This is a genomic window from Ruegeria sp. AD5 (assembly GCF_056542345.1).
This window is the reverse complement of the sequence record NZ_JBQFZR010000001.1, coordinates 584,283-600,637: the sequence shown is the minus strand read 5'-3', so window position 1 is coordinate 600,637 and position 16,355 is coordinate 584,283. Positions and strand designations below refer to the sequence as shown.

Sequence of the window (16,355 nt, the reverse complement as noted above, 5' to 3'; positions counted from 1 at the left end):
TTGAGGGCCAGATCGTCAGGGTTTCAGAGCCCGCGCGCTTACTTCAACGCCCGTGCCAGAAAGGCTTGTGTGGTCTGGTGTGTCGGGTGGTCAAACACCGCTTCGGGCGGGCCTTCTTCGATGATCCGACCGCTGTCGAGGAAACAGATCTTGTCGGCGGCCTCGCGGGCAAAGCCCATTTCATGCGTGGCCATCACCATCGTCATGCCCTGTTTCTTGAGCATCAGCAGAACATCCAGCACCTCGCCCACAAGTTGGGGATCGAGGGCCGAGGTGATTTCATCAAACAGCATGACCTCAGGCTGCATGGCCAAGGCGCGCACGATGGCAACGCGCTGCTGCTGCCCGCCCGACAATTGGTCAGGATAGTTGTGCATCCGGTCGGCCAACCCGAACCGGGCGAATAGCGCCTCGACTTCGGGCTGCAATTCGGCGCGTGTCAGTCTACGCACCCGGCGGGGGGCAAGCATGACATTCTCAAGCGCGGTCATATGCGGAAACAGGTTGAAGCTCTGGAACACGATCCCGATGCGGGCACGCACCGATTGCGGGTTCAGACCGGGGACCGAGATATCCTCGCCATCCAGAAAGATTGCGCCGTCTTCGATGGGTTCCAGCAGGTTGATGCAGCGCAGCAGGGTGGATTTGCCCGACCCGGATGCGCCGATCAGGCAGACCATCTGGCCCTCATCCACGGTCAGATTGATCCCGTCACAGACCGTGCGGTCGCCAAAGCGTTTCACTACGCCCTGAAGTTCCAGTTTTGGCATCAGCGCCTCTCTCGCATTTGGCGGGCCATCAGGTGATCGGCGTAGCGTGTGGCGGGGATGGTGACGATCAGGAAGATGATCGCCGCGCCCACATAGGGGGTGAAATTCGCCAGTAGCGATTTGAATACCCCCGCCTGACGGAAGATTTCGACCGGGCCGATAAAGCTCAGCAGAGAGACATCCTTTTGCAGCGCAATCAGCATGTTCATCTGTGATGGCACCACGTTGCGGATCGCCTGCGGCAACACCACGTCGCGCATCACCTGCCGTTCCGACAGACCCAGCGACAAGGCCGCGGCGCGTTGACTGTGGTGGACACTATCGATGCCAGAGCGGAAGATTTCAGCCACATAGGCCGAATAGGTCAGGATCAGCGCCAGCGAACCCCAGATATAAGGTGAATTCCACGGACGCGGCAGGCCGAGCCCCGGAATGCCGAAGCCGATCAGATAGACCGTCAGGATCACAGGCACACCGCGAAAAATGTCGGTGAACGCCGCGCCAAAGATGCGCAGCGGGAAAAGGGCGGGGGATTTGGCATCCCTTGCCAATGCGATCAACAGGCCAAGCACCGCGATTGCGGGTGCGGACCACAAAAAGATCATTACGTTGATCCGAAACGCCTCAAGCAGTTTCGGGAAGGTTTTTACAAGCGTCTCGCCGTTGAAAAAGCTCTGCTGAACCTTCGCCCAACCCGGCGCCAAAGGCACCAGAAAGTAAATCGCGGCCACAACGGTGACCGTGCTTATCGTGGCGATCACCAACGCGCGTCTACGTTGGTGCGCCTCATACCGTTCGCGGCGGGTCATCCCCGCCGCCTTGTGATCTGCCATGTTACTTGATCAGAGGGACACCAGTGGTGTCCTGCAGCCATTTGGCTTCGATTTCTGCCAGTTTGCCGTTCGCGGCCAGTGCTGCCAGCGCTTCGTCCACGCACGCCTTCAGCGGGTTGCCTTCTTCCATCAGCATACCGAAATGATCGGGATTGTCATTTTCATCCGCCGGGAACTGACCAATGACCTTTGAGCCTTCGATCATAACCGCGCTGAGGAACAGGGCGGTGGGCAGGTCGAACAGGGCCGCATCGATCTGGTTGGCCGACATGGCGGCGTTAACGTCAGCATTGTCGCCATAAAGCAGCGGATCGCTGTCGGGCTGGATGATACTGGCCAGTTTCGGAACCGCCGTGGTGGACCCAACAGCCCCCCATTGCAGGCCTTTCAACGCTTCGAGCGTTGGGGCCGTTTCGGTTGAGTTAGGGCTGACCAGAACCGCCATCGGAGCGGTGTAGTAGGGGGCAGAGAAATCGACCACCTGATCGCGCTCGGGCGTGATCGAATATTGCTGCATGTTGACGTCAAATTCCTTGGCGCCAGGCTGGATCGCCTCGTCGAAGGACGAGCGGACCCAGACCACATCATCAGCCGCGAACCCCATTTCTTCAGCCACGGCATAAGCAACGGCTGCCTCGAACCCTTCGCCGCTTTCAGGCGCGTCGTCGATCACCCACGGATAGTAGGCCGGGTTGCCCGTTGCGATGGTGAATTTGCCGTCTGTCAGCGTTTTGCCGGCAGCGCATTGTTCCTGCGCATTGGCCGCTGTTGACAAAAACAGAATTGAAGTTGCCGCGATCGAGAGTGTCTTGGACATCCGATACAAACCTCCTGTTGGATTGGGTTGCGGTCAAAGTAATTCTGCCTAACCCGACTGTCCAGCGGATGCTTGATCGTCGACCTGCGGGACGGGTTGGCGTTCATGTGTCAGGTGACCTTGTGCCGGTCTCTTCGCCTGCCAGGAATCCCAGGGACGGCACAGGGAGGAAACTTGTTGCATAAGTGACCGCACGCTCGGCCAACGGCCGGAATGCGGCGCAGGAACTGGCAATATTCTGCCGGAGAACAGTTGGGCTCTTTTCTTTTTCCTAAAGATATTATTAAAACTGCTTCACCACTCAAACCGGCAAAGAACCTTCTTGCAGTACAACGCACGCAATACCGATACGATCTGGTCGCGCCTGCCCGGCGTCGCGCGAATTGCCGTTGTTTTGGGACTTTTCAGTTTGATCTCGGCCTGTGCTAAGAATCCGAATGAGGTGGACTTGGATCCCGAACGTCAGGCCATGGCGTTGCAAGAGGTCTCAAGAAAACATGCGCTGGGACAAAGGGTGTGGTGCGTGCCCTACGCACGCAACCTCAGCGGCATCGAAATTCGTGGCAATGCCAAGGATTGGTGGGGCAAGGCCCGCAATGGGTTTGACCGGGGTAATGAACCGGAGGTCGGTGCGGTGATGTCGTTTCGGGCCACCAGAGGGATGCCCCTGGGACATGTGGCTGTCGTGTCCGATATTGTCACCGAGCGGGAAGTCATTGTGAACCACGCAAACTGGCTCCGGAATAAGGTGTCGTTGCAGATGGGCGTGAGGGACGTGTCCAAAAACAATGATTGGACGCTTGTCCGGGTTGAAAGCCGGCCGGGCAGTTACGGCAGTTCGTACCCGGTGAACGGGTTTATCTATCCGAATTTTGGTGAGTAATCTGAGCTCTCCGCGCCCCGGCCGGTAGCTGGTACGGTGAAGCCGAGCGTCCGATGTGCCGCTGTCATCCGTGCGCGTGTGTTCGGTGGCGGGTACGTTTACATTGACACATGATCAATGACTGCAGGGCAGCGCAAAGCAGCCACTTGAAAACCAGGTGGCTTCCTCATCTAACGATATCCGTCTGGGTCGTTAGGGGTGTGTAGCAATGTGCCTTCAAACGCGTCGAGATCATCAGTCATTTGCAGCCAAGGCAATTTGCTTTGCTTGTTGACGTGAAAAGTCGGTTTGAAATCTTCCGGGTTTTCGAGCGACGCTGCGTAAAGGTGCATACCACCCGGATAATGATCGGCTTCAAATCCAATAGGTGATCCGCACGTCCCGCAAAAGTGCCTGAAAACGCCTTTGGAACTTTCATAAGTGCCGGGTTTATCGCCGGTCCACTCAAAGTTCTCTATCGGCACGCCTAACCAGGCAACCACCGGCGCGGCACAATTCCGACGGCAATCATCGCAGTGGCAATAGCATGCCCATGTTTGACTGCCCTGGTAGGCCCAGCTCGTTCTTTTACACAGACAATACCCGTGCGTCGCCATTCGATTTCCCTCCCAAACTCCTGAAACATAGGACGCAGGTAAGTTTTGAGATGGATATTTTGGGACGTTTCATCAGCAGAAAACGTCGGCGCTCAGGGCTAATTTGGACTCTTTCCCGCCATTTGAATGAAAATTGAGTATCTTTGGCATCAGCTCATACGCTTGGCTGATGTCCTCATGAAAAGAAACCCGCCGAAATTTGGCGGGTTTCATGTGGTTCAATGGTAGTTCGTTGCCTAGATCAGCCGAACACACGCCCCAGCGCGCCGTCTACGGCGTCAGTGATCTGGTCGATATCGTCCGCCGTTGCAATCAGCGCTGGCGAGAAGCACAGCGTGTTGTTGCGGCTGGGGATCGAGCGGTTGGTGGCACCGATGATGACGCCCTGCGCCATACAATCAGCAACCACGGCCTGAACGCGCTTTTCGTCCATCGGATCCTTGGTGGTCCGATCGGTTACCAGCTCGGCGCCAAGGAACAGACCCTTGCCGCGCACGTCGCCGATGACTTTGTGCTTCTCCATCAGCGCCTGCAGGTTGCCCATCATGCGATCACCCATGTCGACGCAGTTCTGCAGCAGGTTTTCATCCTGAATGATGCGCATGTTTTCAACCGCTGCCGCCGGACCGGCAGTGCAGCCACCAAAGGTCGAGATATCACGGAAATAGTTCATCGGGTCTGCCGCGTCGTCTTTGAACATGTCAAAGACTTCCTCGGTGGTGACCATGCAGGCGATCGCGGCATAACCCGAGGCAACGCCCTTGGCCATGGTCACGAAGTCCGGCTTGATGCCGTACTGCTGGTAGCCGAACCACGTGCCGGTCCGACCTACGCCGCAGACAACCTCGTCAATGTGAAGCAGGATGTCGTATTTCTTGCAGATCTCTTGCACGCGGGGCCAATAGCCTTCAGGCGCTTCGATGACGCCACCGCCTGCGGTCACGGGCTCAAGGCACAGGGCACCAACAGTGTCAGGGCCTTCGCGCAGGATGACCTCTTCGATCTGATCTGCAGCCCATTCACCAAAGCTCTCTTCCGGTGCGCCGTCCAGCTCGTGCTTGCGGTACTCCATGCAGTGAGGCACGCGCACAAAATCGGGTGCAAAGGGACCGTATTGCGCGGTGCGCTCGTCCTGACCACCTGCCGACATGGTCGCCAGGGTGGAGCCGTGATAGTCGCGGTCACGGTACAGGATTTTGGTTTTCTTGCCGCCATATTTCTTGTGCGCGATCTGGCGGATCATCTTGAACGCCTTCTCGTTCGCCTCAGAACCTGAATTGGTGTAGTACACGCGGCTCATGCCCGGCATCTTGTCGATCAGCATTTCCGCGAAATTCGAACCGGGGATCGAGCCTGCGGTGTTGGCGAAGTAGCACAGCTTCATCAGCTGGTCATAAACCGCCTTACAGATAGATTCGCGGCCATAGCCCACGTTCACGGTCCAGACACCGCCTGATACGGCATCCAGGTGCTCTTTGCCCTTTTGGTCCCACACGCGCATGCCTTTGCCTTCGACAATGATACGGGGATCGTTGGTCTCAAACGGCTTGTGCTGGATCAGGTGATGCCAGAGGTGGGCGCGGTCGGCTTCGACGACGCGGGAAAGATCGTTTTCGTTGAACGTGCCGTCCATGACATGTCCTTTCAAAAGTGGGGCGCGCGGGGAATCAGTAGGTCCCGGCGGGCGCAAAGTGACGTGATACTGCAGATCAACGCGAATGGTGCGCGTGAAGTAGGGCCAGATTAGCCCATAGGATATCTCCAGTGTAGCTCAAACGCGTATTAATACGGGTTTGTTATGACGTAAACTTTGTGCTCAATACGACAATCTGACGAGTTTGGGAGGATCGCCGGATGACAGCCACACCTATCTACCAGCAACATCTGGATAAAACCCCGGCGAATTTCACAACGTTGTCTCCGCTGAGCTATCTTGAGCGGACGGCGGCAGTGTATCCGGATTACCCATCCGTTGTGTATGGCGAGCGCCGGTATAGCTGGGCAGAAACCTATGCGCGGAGCCGACGTCTGGCCAGCGCGCTGACTACGCGTGGCGTAGGCGTGGGCGATACAGTCTCGATCATCGCGGCCAATATCCCCGAGCTGTATGAGGCGCATTTTGGCGTGCCCATGGCAGGGGCGGTGCTGAACGCGATCAACACGCGGTTGGATGCGCCGATCATCGCCTTCATTCTGAACCATGCCGAAGCCAAGGTTCTGCTGGTCGATCCCGAGTTTTCAGGCGTCGTGAAACAGGCGTTAGGACAGGTGGATCACAACATTCTGGTGATCGACATCGAAGACGCCAGTATTGACGGTGGCGAGCGATTGGGAGATCTGACCTATGAGGGTCTGTTGGCCGAGGGTGATCCGGAGTTCGACTGGTCTTTGCCCGAAGACGAATGGGATGCGATCACGCTGAACTATACCTCGGGCACCACCGGCAACCCCAAGGGTGTAGTCTATCACCACCGCGGCGCGGCGCTGAACGCGACGTCGAACATTCTGACATGGGGGATGCCGCAGCATTCGGTCTATCTGTGGACCTTGCCGATGTTCCACTGCAACGGCTGGTGTTTCCCGTGGACGATGGCGGCCAATGCGGGCACCTCCGTCTGCCTGCGCGCCGTACGGGACGAACCGATCTATCGCGCCTTCCGAGAAGAGGGCGTAACGCATTTCTGCGGCGCGCCGATCGTGCTGAACATGCTGGCCAATGCACCGGATCACCTCAAGGATTTCACGCAGCAGATCAAGGCGATGACCGCTGGCGCTCCACCGCCGGCCAAGGTGATCGAAGCGATGGAAGGGATGGGTGTCGAGGTTACCCATGTCTATGGGTTGACCGAGACTTATGGTCCATCCGTCGTCTGCGCCTGGAAGGACGAATGGAACGACAAGGGTGCAGAGGACCGCGCCGCGCTCAAGGTGCGTCAGGGTGTGAAATACGTGGCATTGTCTGGCTTGATGGTCGCAGACCCTGAAACCATGGAGCCTGTTCCTTCGGATGGCGAAACCATGGGTGAGATATTCATGCAGGGCAACATTGTCATGAAGGGCTATCTCAAGAACGCCGAGGCGACAGACAAAGCCTTCAAGGGCGGGTGGTTTGCCTCGGGCGATCTGGGCGTGATGCATCCGGATGGCTATATCGCGCTGAAGGATCGGTCCAAGGACATCATCATCTCGGGCGGCGAGAATATCTCATCCGTTGAGGTCGAAGACACGCTTTATAAACACCCGGCCGTGATGGAGGCGGCGGTGGTGGCCCGCCCGGATGAGAAATGGGGTGAAACGCCGTGTGCATTTGTTGAATTGAAACCGCAGGCAGAGGCGAATGAGGCGGAGATCATCGCTTTCTGCCGGGATCATATGGCCCATTTCAAAGCACCCAAGACGGTTGTGTTTGGGGCGTTGCCCAAGACGTCGACGGGGAAGATTCAGAAGTTCATCCTGCGCGACCGGGCGCGTGAATTGGGTTAATCGAAGATCGACAAATCAAGCGGCAGCATCTCGCCCATCCAGATAGCGCGATCCCGGTGATCGGCCAAGTGATCGCCGGTTTCTGGATGGGTGAAAATGGTCAGCCCTTGCCGGTTCAGGATCAGCCAGGGAAAGACCTGATCAAAGGCTTCGGCGGGAAAGCCCAGCTGGCAACTCCATCGCGGATGCGGGCCAACATTGCGCGCATGCATGCGGCCCATCTGCACAGTGGGAAACAGACGCGCGGCCTCTTCACAGACCTGCCGTGCCGTGTCCTGAGAGTCGGCGTCGAAATAGACATGGGCGTGGTAGCCGGTGATCTTGGGCATGGGGGTCTCCATCTGTCGTTGCACAGAAACCTAAGGACGGCGCGAGGATTTGTGCACCCGCACCGCCACACAGACTCTGTGCGCCGGTTCAGAGCGGAGCGTGCAGGTCAGGATGGGCTGCGGCAAAGGCCGAATGCTCGGCGCAGACGGCCTCGACTGCTGTCAGGCGTGGCATATCGGATAGATCAACTTCCCACCGGCGCGCATTATAAAGCTGTGGGATCAGGCAGATATCGGCCAGACCCGGCGTTTCACCGGTGCAGAACGGGGATTGATCAAAGCCGCCCAGCAGCGATTCAAACGCGAGCAGACCCGGCCGGATGAAGTGACGCATCCAGTCGCCGGGCATGTCGCCTGCACCTTGGGTGAGCGCGGTGGCATGTTTGGCAACCGACAGATTGCAGACCGGATGGATATCCACCGCGATACTGTGCGCCAATGCCCGCGCCGCGGCTCGCTTGGCCGGATCGGTTGGCAGCAGACCCAGTTCGCGGGTCTCATCCAGATAATCGATGATCGCCAGCGATTGGGTCAACCGAACCCCATCGATATCCAGCACCGGGACCAGACCCTGCGGGTTGCGGTCCAAATGATCCGGGGCGCGATGCGCCCCGTTCACCAGATCCACGACGACCGGGCGGTAGGTGATCCCAGCCAGATTCAGTGCAATCCGCACCCGGTAACTGGCGGACGAACGCCAGTAATCAAACAGAACCACTTCGGACATACGATGGTTAGCCTTTGCTTAGTTCCTTGGCATGCAGCCAGTCGGCATGCTGAGGGGCTCGTTTGGTGCGCGACCATTCTTCGAGCATATCCCATTTGACCGAATCCAGCCGGGCCAGCATGGCCTCTTCCTCGGGGTCGGGGCAAGCCAGTTCCACCCGGTGACCGTTCGGATCGAAGAAATAGATCGAATGAAAGATCGAATGATCCGTGACACCCAGAACCTCGACGCCGTTGGCTTCGAGATGGTCCTTGAATGCGATCAGCTCATCACGGTCCTTCACCTTGAATGCGATGTGCTGCACCCAAATCGGCGTGTTGGGATCGCGCCCCATTTCCGGCTTGGTAGGCAGCTCAAAAAACGCCAGCACATTGCCATTTCCGGCATCCAGAAACAGATGCATGTAGGGATCAGGTTCATGGGTGGAGGGCACATGGTCTTCGGCAATCGCCAGAATGAAATCCATGTTCAGCATCTTGCCATACCATTCAACGGTCTCTTTCGCGTCCTTGCAGCGATAGGCGACGTGGTGAATCTGTTCGATTTTCATGGGCTTACTCCTGTTTCAGGGCTGCGGCGTCCAACGCCTGCTTCAGCACCGCGTTGTCGCCGATGTGGTTTGCCAGAACCAGCACAAGGCGCGCGTTGAACGCATCGCTTTCGGCTTTCTCAAGCCCTTCATGGGCGGCCACCAGATCGGCATAGAAATCGTCTGCCTGGGTCAGATTGGATGAGAGGATCAGATCAGCCATGTCGCTTACTCCTTGCCTGTGGCGCGGCGCACCGCGTGCCGGAATGCATTTTCTTCGTAGGTGTCGCGGCGGGCGGCAACGTGCTGATCGGGACGGATCAGATAGACCGCTCCGCTGGCATCGCCTAAATAGCGGCGCTTCAGCGTCAGGGTCGGGTCGTCTTTGACCGAGAGTACCAGGCGTTTGACGATGATGCCATCGACCTCGATCTCATCTGGTGCATCGGCGTCGATGGTCAGCAGCGTGAACTGTCCAGCCAGTTTAGGCAGTAGAAAGCCATCACCCAAAGGCGCATCGGGACAGGACGCTCCGGGGCGCGTCTGCGTCGGCCCGTTCAACGCATCCGCCGAATTCAGCGACGAGCCGTCATAGACGCAAGGTACGCTCAGGCGGCCAGAATTCACCATCGGGCGGGCGAAGTCATAGTGCTCGCTCAAGTCCAGCACCGCGTCGCGCAGGATGCGGGACATCTGCGATTTCGGGGTGATGAAATCGGTCGAGCGGGTCGAGTTCAGGATGTTTTCGTCCGCGCCGTGAATGCGTTCCTGATCGTAGCTGTCCAGCAAAGATTCAGGTGCGCTGCCATCGATCACCAGTTTCAGTTTCCAGCACAGGTTGTCGGTATCCTGCACGCCCGAGTTTGCGCCCCGTGCGCCAAACGGGCTGACCTGATGGGCACTGTCACCGGCAAAGATCACGCGGCCATGGCGGAATTGCTCCATCCGGCGGCACTGGAAGGTGTAGATGCTGACCCATTCCAGCTCGAAATTTACCTCCTCGCCCAGCATGGCCTTGAGGCGCGGGATCACGTTTTCTGGGCGCTTTTCGCGTTCCTTGTCGATATCCCATCCCAGTTGCAGATCGATGCGCCAGACGCCATCGGGTTGTTTATGCAGCAACGCAGATTGGCCTTTGTTGAACGGCGGATCGAACCAGAACCAGCGTTCCGAAGGGAAATCGGCCTCCATGATCACATCAGCGATCAGGAAGTTGTCTTCGAACACGCGGCCCACAAAATCCTTACCCATCATGGCGCGCATGGGTGAGCCCGCGCCGTCGCAGGCGATGACCCAATCCGCCTCGATGGTGTATGAACCCTCAGGCGTTTCGACCTCAAGCTTGACGTGATCGGGGTGGGTTCCAACGGCTTCGACCTTGTTGCGGCCGCGGATTTCGATCGGTGCACCCTGCGCTTGCAATTCGCGGACGCGGTCGACCAGAAACTGCTCGAAATAGTATTGCTGCAGGTTGATGAAGGCCGGGCGCTGATCGCCGCTGTCGGGCTGCAGGTCGAACTCGTAAACCTGACGTTCGTCGAAGAACACTTTGCCCTTGTTCCAAAGAACGCCCTTGTCCACCATCGGCTGCCCGCAACCCAGTCGGTCGAGGATTTCCAGCGGGCGCTTGGCAAAACAGATGGCGCGGCTGCCAAAGCTGACCTTGTCGTTGTCGTCCAGCACCAGCACCTCAACCCCTTGCTGGGCCAGATCGATGGCGGCTGCCAGACCCACCGGACCGGCCCCGACAACGATGACCTTGTGGCGCACGGGCGCTGGCGCGGATTGATCCGGGCTGGCCTCGTAGGCATAAAGTGGAACTTCAAAAATCTTGTTCACTCTCTCTCTCCCATTTCTGGCGCATCGGGCGCACCTCATCTGTTCCCCGGCACAGTTGCGCCGGAGGTCTTGCGTTAGAGTTTCACCGTCAAATCCGGGCCGCCACGATCTGGATCAAATCCGGCCCGGAATTCTTAGCCCTGCAGGGCCTCCCACATCTCCAGATCGCGCTGGGCGGTCCAGATACGGGGCGTGTCGATGCCGCGGGCCTCGTCATAGGCGCGGGCAACATTGAAGGGCAGGCAGTGTTCGTAGATCGCATAGTCGGCGAATTTTGGGTCGCATTCTGCGCGCACGGCGTCCCAGGCTTCTTTCAGCGAACCGCCACGCGCCGCGACCTTTGCTGCCGGGCGGTAGGTGCTTTCCACGAAATCGCGGGTGTTTTCGATGGCCGCGTTGACCATGTCTTTACCGACCAGAGCGTCGCCGCGCCCCGGCGCGATAGCGTCTACGTCGAACCACTTGATCTCATCCAGCGTATCGCCCCAGTCGCTGAAATGCCCGTCGCCGCAATAGCAGGCCGAGTGGTATTCGACGATGTCACCGGTGAACATGACATTCTGATCGGGCACGTGGATGACGATATCGCCAGCGGTATGCGCACGGCCCAGATGCATCAGGTCGATCCGGCGGTTGCCCAGATAAACCGTCATAGTGTCGCTGAAGGTGGTGGTGGGCCATGTGAGGCCGGGGATGCTTTCGTGTCCTTCAAAGAGACGCGGGAAGCGTTGGAATTCGCTGTCCCAGTCTTCCTGACCGCGTTCAACCACCATGGCGCGGGCCATATCCGACATCAGGATCTGTTGCGCACCAAACGCGCTGGCACCTAGCACGCGTACTGCGTGGTAATGGGTCAGCGCCACATGGGTGATCGGCTTGTCAGTCACCGACCGCACGCATTCGATCACCTTGTTGGCCAGACGCGGGGTCGCCTGTGCCTCGACAATCATCACGCTGTCATCGCCGATGATCACGCCCGAATTCGGGTCGCCTTCGGCGGTGAAGGCATACAGCCCTTCGCCCACCTCGGTGAAGCTGATTTTCTTTTCCGACATGTCCCCCTGGGACGCAAATGCCTTGGCCATATCAGTGATTTCCCTTCTGGACAGCGACTGACTTTGATGGTGTTGTCGCCATATGTTTGAACGTCGATTTTTGCCTTATTGGGCAACCGCTTGTGTTGTCATTGCCTGCGCCATCATCCTGCTGTGGATGGGCCGCGAACCGATTTGCAAATGCGGGTTTGTCAAGCTGTGGCATGGTGAAACCTTCAGTTCCGAAAGCTCGCAGCATCTGACCGATTGGTACACGCCCAGCCACATCATTCATGGCTTTCTGTTTTACGGTCTTCTGTGGCTGGTGGCGCGCCGCCTTGCGGTTGGCTGGCGGTTGTTCATCGCCACCTTGATAGAAGTCGCGTGGGAGATTTCCGAGAACACCAATGCCGTGATCGAACATTACCGCGCGGTCACGATCTCGCTGGATTACTACGGCGACAGTGTCGTCAACTCGATCGCCGATATTGGCGCGATGATGCTGGGGTTCTGGTTGGCGCGTCGCCTGCCGATCTGGATGACGGTCACCATTGCGCTGGGATTCGAGATCCTGACCACCACGCTGATCCGCGATGGTCTGACGCTGAACGTGCTGATGCTGCTTTATCCCATCGAGGCCGTTAAGGACTGGCAGAGCGCGCTCTGAATATGCGGGCTGGACCTGCATCAATCTCTGGCGAATGGATTTTCGAGTGCGGGCAGCACGGTGCCGGTGCAATCGCCGAACCCGATGGTATAGCCGTCGCCCTTGGCTGCGCCGGTCAGGGTCAGCGTGTCGCCGTTCTCGATGAAGGTGCGGGTCTCGCCTGTGTCCAGCGTCAGTGGCTCTTTCCCGCCCCAGCTGAGTTCCAGAAGTGATCCGCGCTCTGGCTTGTTCGGCCCCGAAATGGTGCCGGACCCCAACAGGTCGCCCGTGTTCATCGGACACCCAGACGTCGAGTGATGCGCCAACTGCTGCGCCGCCGAGTAGTACATCTCGCGATAATTGGTTCGTGCGATGGTCGTGGCGTCTTTATTCTCGGGCGCCATCGTCACGGCCAAATCGATGTCATAGAGCATCGGGCCGCAATCCTTCAGGTGGTCCAGCAGGGCAAACTCACGGTCGGGCGTATCGCAGCGGAACGGTTCCAGCGCCGCTTTGGTCACGATCCAGGGGCTGATCGAGGTCGCGGTCGCCTTGGCCTGAAATGGCCCCAGCGGCTGGTATTCCCAGGCCTGAATATCGCGTGCGGACCAGTCGTTTAGCAGGACATAGCCAAAGATGTTGTCATCGGCTTCCTGCACTGAAATTGGGCCGTCAGACGGTGTGCCCACGATTGCACCCATCTCTAGTTCGATATCAAATCGACGGCTGGGCAGGAAAGCAGGCAGGTCCTGATCGGGCGATTTCAACTGACCCCAGGGGCGACGGATATCCGTGCCTGAAACGACAACAGACGACGCGCGGCCGTTATAGCCGATGGGGATGTGCAGCCAGTTCGGCGGCAACGCGTTTTCCGGGCCGCGGAACATGGTGCCCACGTTCTGGGCATGGTGGCGGCCCGCGTAGAAATCGGTGTACTCGCTGACGGCAAAGGGCATGTGCATCTCGGCCTCGTCCTGCGGGATCAGCAGACCTTCAATCTTGTGCTGTTCGTCCGAATCTTCAGCCAATAGCGTAGTTAGGCGGTCGCGCAATGCAGCCCATACGGCAGGGCCTTCTTCCATCAGAGGATTCCAGAAGGGCAGATCGAACAGCGGCTCATCCGACAGCGCGATTAATCCATCAGCTTCGGCAGCAGTCACGTCGAAGATCATGTCGCCGATGGCAACGCCGCAGCGGGGCTCGGTGGTTTCGGTCGAGAACACGCCATAAGGCAGGTTGTTCAGCGGGAAGGGGTGGTCGGCGGAATTGGCCGATGCGACCCAGGATTTCTTCAAAGGCATATTGCGTCCTTATGTCTTTCGGTTACGAGGCGGCGCGCAGGGATTTGAAGCCCAGCAGGACTGCCGCCAATATCATGAAGCTGCCACCGATCCGGTCGAGCCAAAGCCTTGCCGGCCCCTGCAGGCGCCGGGCCAGCCAACTGGCAGTGGAGCCATAGGCCATCAGAAACAACCCGTCTATGATCAGATATGTGGCCGAGAGGATGGCGAATTGCGGCCAGAATGGCAGCGCGCCATCGATGAACAGCGGAAACAGAGCGGCGAAGAACACCACCGCCTTGGGATTCGCGGCAGAGGTGATGAAGCCCTGCATCCAGAGCGCCTTGCGGCTGGCACGTGGCGCATCGTTGGTTTCGGCAACGCGTGCCTTCACGATTTGCTTGACGCCGAGATAGACCAGATAGGCCACGCCCAACCACTTGATCACGGTAAAGGCGGTCCCGGACGTGGCGATCAGGGCAGCCAGACCCAGACCGGCGGCCAACATTTGAAAGAAATTGGCCGTCAAATCACCCGCAGCGGTAAAAAAACCTCGCCGCAGCCCATTGGTTGCCGAGTTCGACAGCATCAGCAACTGGCTTGGCCCCGGTGTGCTCATCAGCAGCAACACCGTCGCCACATAGGTGATCCAGATATCAAAACTCATCTCGTCTCCGGTGATCCTTCAACTTGTCACTTGTCGAATAATAGTTGATTTTGTAACTAACAAGGATGACCCAGCCTAAAAATGACCAAAAAGATGAGTTTGATTTGCGAAATTTCCTGCCGTTCCTGTTGAATCAGGCGGCCGAGGAAAGTTCGCTTGAGTTTCAGCGCGTTTACAAGGATCGCTACGGAATGCTGCGCACCGAATGGCGGGTGCTGTTTCATCTGGGCAATCATGGTGAGATGACCGCACGCGACATTGTTGAGCGTGCCAAAATCCACAAAACCAAGGTCAGCCGTGCGGTCAGCCGATTGCAACAGCGCCGATATTTGCAAAGGTTGCGGGATGAAAATGACCGGCGGGTTGAGCGGCTATCGCTGACCTCGGCTGGCCAGAAGGTTTATCGCGAGTTAAGCGGTATCGCGCAGGATTATGATCAGAAACTGGCATCGCGTTTCACCACGGGTGAGGCCGCCTTGCTGCGCATGATGCTGCGACGTCTGGCGGGAATGGATTAGGGTACTGGTAATCCGGTACAGCTGCCCCCAGATCAACGTCATAACGGACACAGGAACGACACATGACAGCGCCGGTTTCCCCAACGGCAAAATCCCATGATCTGATAGATTGGTTGGTGACCCGAGGCCTGGAAGGGGCCGACAAACAAGAACTTCTGGACGGGTATTGCACCCGTTTAGTTGATCTTGGTGTGCCCTTGATGCGCTTTCATGCGGCGCAACCGGCCTTGCATCCAGTCTATGGCGGAACGGGCTATAGCTGGTACCGCAGCAAAGGAAGTAATCTGGAAACCTTCGAGTATTCCGAAGAGCCCAGTGAAGTTTGGACACAAAGTCCGCTGTATGCCGTATTGCACGAAGATATCGATGCTATCCGTGAACGGCTGGTCGATCAGAACGAACCCAGCCGTTTTCCCCTGCTGAACGAGTTGCGGGAAAACGGGGCCACGGACTATTACGCGACTGGCATCAGCTTTGATGTGCCGGCTCAACGCAACCCCTATGATGCGAAAGAGGCAATCGACGGCGTCTTGATGTCCTGGTCCAGCAATGCGCCGGAAGGATTCTGCGACGATGATCTGGACGTGATCAATACGGCGCTACCGCATCTGGGGCTGGCTCTGAAGTCAGCCTCGAACGCGCGGGTGTCGAAAGATTTGATGCGGGTTTATCTGGGGCGCGATGCCGGTCGTCGGGTCTTGTCCGGTGAAATCCGTCGCGGGTCACTGCAGCAGATTGATGCGGTGATCTGGAACTTCGATCTGGAAGGGTTCACCAGCCTGTCAGAAGAGATGCCAGGGATCGAAGTTATAGATATGCTGAATGACTACCTGGGTGTGGTGGTCGATGTTGTTCATCAATGCGAAGGCAACATCCTGAAGTTCATGGGCGACGGTGTCATGGCGATGTTTGATGTCGGCGAGATCGATGCCGATGCCCGCGCCGCGCTGGCTGCGGCGACCATGCTGCAAGAGCGCATGGCCGAATTGAACACTCAGCGGAGTTCACGGGGTCAACCGGTTTCGAACTATACGCTGGCATTGCACTCTGGTGAGATCCTCTATGGAAACATTGGCTCCGAAAGTCGGCTGGATTTCACGGTAATTGGTCCGGCGGTCAACCAGACTTCGAGAATCGCGGGAATGCACAGGTCACTGGGGCAGCGCATCCTGATTTCCGACGATGTCGCCCGCGCGGCGCATCCTTGCGATCAGGACCTGATTTCGGTCGGGCGCTATATGTTGCGGGGTGTGGCAGAGCCGAAAGAGCTGTTTACGATTTACAGAAGGGCTGACTAACCGATCACTGACACCTGTGCCAGTGCGTGCGACTGCTGATGCGCACGATTTCATAGAATGAAATCGATCCGGAAACTTTTAAAGTTTCCGGGGTCTTGGGCGGATG

18 protein-coding genes are annotated in these 16,355 nt (G+C 57.9%); 5 read left to right on the top strand and 13 right to left on the bottom strand.

What is annotated here, in order from left to right; all coding sequences use genetic code 11:
* Nucleotides 1-38 precede the first annotated feature (38 nt).
* The 3 genes from ACR0JG_RS03070 to ACR0JG_RS03060 are packed head-to-tail and all read right to left on the bottom strand — an operon-like array spanning nt 39 to nt 2,420.
* On the bottom strand, nt 39-770 hold the full coding sequence (locus ACR0JG_RS03070) for an amino acid ABC transporter ATP-binding protein (protein ID WP_480567480.1): 732 nt from the start codon (nt 768-770) through the stop codon (nt 39-41).
* Nucleotides 770-1,603: an amino acid ABC transporter permease gene (locus ACR0JG_RS03065; protein ID WP_480567479.1), complete on the bottom strand. Its 834-nt coding sequence runs from the start codon at nt 1,601-1,603 to the stop codon at nt 770-772. The genes ACR0JG_RS03070 and ACR0JG_RS03065 overlap by 1 nt, the downstream gene beginning before the upstream one ends.
* A gap of 1 nt (nt 1,604) precedes the next feature.
* Entirely contained in the window at nt 1,605-2,420 is an 816-nt protein-coding gene (locus ACR0JG_RS03060) for an ABC transporter substrate-binding protein (RefSeq protein WP_480567478.1), read from the bottom strand.
* 322 nt (nt 2,421-2,742) lie between these two features.
* Here ACR0JG_RS03060 and ACR0JG_RS03055 point away from each other — a divergent pair, with 322 nt between their 5' ends.
* The gene (locus ACR0JG_RS03055; protein WP_170392689.1) at nt 2,743-3,303 is read left to right on the top strand and encodes a CHAP domain-containing protein; all 561 of its coding nucleotides are present in this window, start codon (nt 2,743-2,745) and stop codon (nt 3,301-3,303) included.
* Between the two features lie 170 nt (nt 3,304-3,473).
* On the opposite strand, the gene ACR0JG_RS03050 is transcribed toward ACR0JG_RS03055, so the two are convergent.
* Nucleotides 3,474-3,899 (bottom strand): GFA family protein, encoded by a 426-nt coding sequence (locus ACR0JG_RS03050; RefSeq protein ID WP_223116959.1) that lies wholly within the window; start codon nt 3,897-3,899, stop codon nt 3,474-3,476.
* A gap of 241 nt (nt 3,900-4,140) precedes the next feature.
* Nucleotides 4,141-5,532 (bottom strand): aminotransferase family protein, encoded by a 1,392-nt coding sequence (locus ACR0JG_RS03045; RefSeq protein ID WP_480567477.1) that lies wholly within the window; start codon nt 5,530-5,532, stop codon nt 4,141-4,143.
* Between the two features lie 221 nt (nt 5,533-5,753).
* On the opposite strand from ACR0JG_RS03045, the gene ACR0JG_RS03040 reads away from it, so the two are divergent.
* Complete coding sequence (locus tag ACR0JG_RS03040; protein ID WP_480567476.1) at nt 5,754-7,382, top strand: acyl-CoA synthetase; 1,629 nt, start codon at nt 5,754-5,756, stop codon at nt 7,380-7,382.
* Here ACR0JG_RS03040 and ACR0JG_RS03035 read toward each other — a convergent pair.
* The 6 genes from ACR0JG_RS03035 to ACR0JG_RS03010 form a co-directional block, all read right to left on the bottom strand.
* Nucleotides 7,379-7,711 carry a DOPA 4,5-dioxygenase family protein gene (locus ACR0JG_RS03035; RefSeq protein ID WP_223116956.1) on the bottom strand — a complete coding sequence of 111 codons (333 nt, stop codon included), beginning with the start codon at nt 7,709-7,711 and terminating at the stop codon, nt 7,379-7,381. The two genes, ACR0JG_RS03040 and ACR0JG_RS03035, sit on opposite strands and share 4 nt — an antisense overlap.
* An 88-nt stretch (nt 7,712-7,799) precedes the next feature.
* Nucleotides 7,800-8,438: a maleylacetoacetate isomerase gene (gene maiA, locus ACR0JG_RS03030; protein ID WP_170402426.1), complete on the bottom strand. Its 639-nt coding sequence runs from the start codon at nt 8,436-8,438 to the stop codon at nt 7,800-7,802.
* A 7-nt stretch (nt 8,439-8,445) separates the two neighbouring features.
* Complete coding sequence (locus ACR0JG_RS03025) at nt 8,446-8,988, bottom strand: VOC family protein (protein WP_170392683.1); 543 nt, start codon at nt 8,986-8,988, stop codon at nt 8,446-8,448.
* A gap of 4 nt (nt 8,989-8,992) precedes the next feature.
* Nucleotides 8,993-9,190 (bottom strand): DUF2783 domain-containing protein, encoded by a 198-nt coding sequence (locus ACR0JG_RS03020; RefSeq protein WP_170392682.1) that lies wholly within the window; start codon nt 9,188-9,190, stop codon nt 8,993-8,995.
* Nucleotides 9,191-9,195: 5 nt separating this feature from the next.
* Nucleotides 9,196-10,806, bottom strand: a complete 1,611-nt coding sequence (locus ACR0JG_RS03015) for an FAD-dependent oxidoreductase (protein ID WP_480567475.1) — start codon at nt 10,804-10,806, stop codon at nt 9,196-9,198.
* A gap of 134 nt (nt 10,807-10,940) precedes the next feature.
* Nucleotides 10,941-11,891 (bottom strand): MBL fold metallo-hydrolase, encoded by a 951-nt coding sequence (locus ACR0JG_RS03010; protein ID WP_039541551.1) that lies wholly within the window; start codon nt 11,889-11,891, stop codon nt 10,941-10,943.
* A 52-nt stretch (nt 11,892-11,943) separates the two neighbouring features.
* Here ACR0JG_RS03010 and ACR0JG_RS03005 point away from each other — a divergent pair, with 52 nt between their 5' ends.
* Nucleotides 11,944-12,507, top strand: a complete 564-nt coding sequence (locus tag ACR0JG_RS03005) for a DUF2585 domain-containing protein (protein WP_480567474.1) — start codon at nt 11,944-11,946, stop codon at nt 12,505-12,507.
* A 20-nt stretch (nt 12,508-12,527) separates the two neighbouring features.
* Here ACR0JG_RS03005 and fahA read toward each other — a convergent pair whose 3' ends face one another.
* Together fahA and ACR0JG_RS02995 are read right to left on the bottom strand one after the other, a co-directional pair.
* The gene (fahA, locus tag ACR0JG_RS03000; protein ID WP_480567473.1) at nt 12,528-13,787 is read right to left on the bottom strand and encodes a fumarylacetoacetase; all 1,260 of its coding nucleotides are present in this window, start codon (nt 13,785-13,787) and stop codon (nt 12,528-12,530) included.
* A gap of 22 nt (nt 13,788-13,809) precedes the next feature.
* Nucleotides 13,810-14,433 carry a LysE family translocator gene (locus ACR0JG_RS02995; protein ID WP_170392677.1) on the bottom strand — a complete coding sequence of 208 codons (624 nt, stop codon included), beginning with the start codon at nt 14,431-14,433 and terminating at the stop codon, nt 13,810-13,812.
* Between the two features lie 65 nt (nt 14,434-14,498).
* Between ACR0JG_RS02995 and ACR0JG_RS02990 the strand changes: the two genes are divergently transcribed.
* Entirely contained in the window at nt 14,499-14,951 is a 453-nt protein-coding gene (locus tag ACR0JG_RS02990; protein WP_170392676.1) for a MarR family winged helix-turn-helix transcriptional regulator, read from the top strand.
* Nucleotides 14,952-15,013: 62 nt separating this feature from the next.
* The gene (locus tag ACR0JG_RS02985) at nt 15,014-16,249 is read left to right on the top strand and encodes an adenylate/guanylate cyclase domain-containing protein (RefSeq protein ID WP_480567472.1); all 1,236 of its coding nucleotides are present in this window, start codon (nt 15,014-15,016) and stop codon (nt 16,247-16,249) included.
* Nucleotides 16,250-16,355: the final 106 nt, after the last annotated feature.

Coding starts and splice junctions, on each gene's coding strand:
- ACR0JG_RS03070 (WP_480567480.1), bottom strand. CDS start 770: ATGCCAAAACTGGAACTTCAGGGCGTAGTGAAACGCTTTGGCGACCGC.
- ACR0JG_RS03065 (WP_480567479.1), bottom strand. CDS start 1,603: ATGGCAGATCACAAGGCGGCGGGGATGACCCGCCGCGAACGGTATGAG.
- ACR0JG_RS03060 (WP_480567478.1), bottom strand. CDS start 2,420: ATGTCCAAGACACTCTCGATCGCGGCAACTTCAATTCTGTTTTTGTCA.
- ACR0JG_RS03050 (WP_223116959.1), bottom strand. CDS start 3,899: ATGGCGACGCACGGGTATTGTCTGTGTAAAAGAACGAGCTGGGCCTAC.
- ACR0JG_RS03045 (WP_480567477.1), bottom strand. CDS start 5,532: ATGGACGGCACGTTCAACGAAAACGATCTTTCCCGCGTCGTCGAAGCC.
- ACR0JG_RS03040 (WP_480567476.1), top strand. CDS start 5,754: ATGACAGCCACACCTATCTACCAGCAACATCTGGATAAAACCCCGGCG.
- ACR0JG_RS03035 (WP_223116956.1), bottom strand. CDS start 7,711: ATGCCCAAGATCACCGGCTACCACGCCCATGTCTATTTCGACGCCGAC.
- maiA (WP_170402426.1), bottom strand. CDS start 8,438: ATGTCCGAAGTGGTTCTGTTTGATTACTGGCGTTCGTCCGCCAGTTAC.
- ACR0JG_RS03025 (WP_170392683.1), bottom strand. CDS start 8,988: ATGAAAATCGAACAGATTCACCACGTCGCCTATCGCTGCAAGGACGCG.
- ACR0JG_RS03020 (WP_170392682.1), bottom strand. CDS start 9,190: ATGGCTGATCTGATCCTCTCATCCAATCTGACCCAGGCAGACGATTTC.
- ACR0JG_RS03010 (WP_039541551.1), bottom strand. CDS start 11,891: ATGGCCAAGGCATTTGCGTCCCAGGGGGACATGTCGGAAAAGAAAATC.
- ACR0JG_RS03005 (WP_480567474.1), top strand. CDS start 11,944: ATGTTTGAACGTCGATTTTTGCCTTATTGGGCAACCGCTTGTGTTGTC.
- fahA (WP_480567473.1), bottom strand. CDS start 13,787: ATGCCTTTGAAGAAATCCTGGGTCGCATCGGCCAATTCCGCCGACCAC.
- ACR0JG_RS02995 (WP_170392677.1), bottom strand. CDS start 14,433: ATGAGTTTTGATATCTGGATCACCTATGTGGCGACGGTGTTGCTGCTG.
- ACR0JG_RS02990 (WP_170392676.1), top strand. CDS start 14,499: ATGACCCAGCCTAAAAATGACCAAAAAGATGAGTTTGATTTGCGAAAT.
- ACR0JG_RS02985 (WP_480567472.1), top strand. CDS start 15,014: ATGACAGCGCCGGTTTCCCCAACGGCAAAATCCCATGATCTGATAGAT.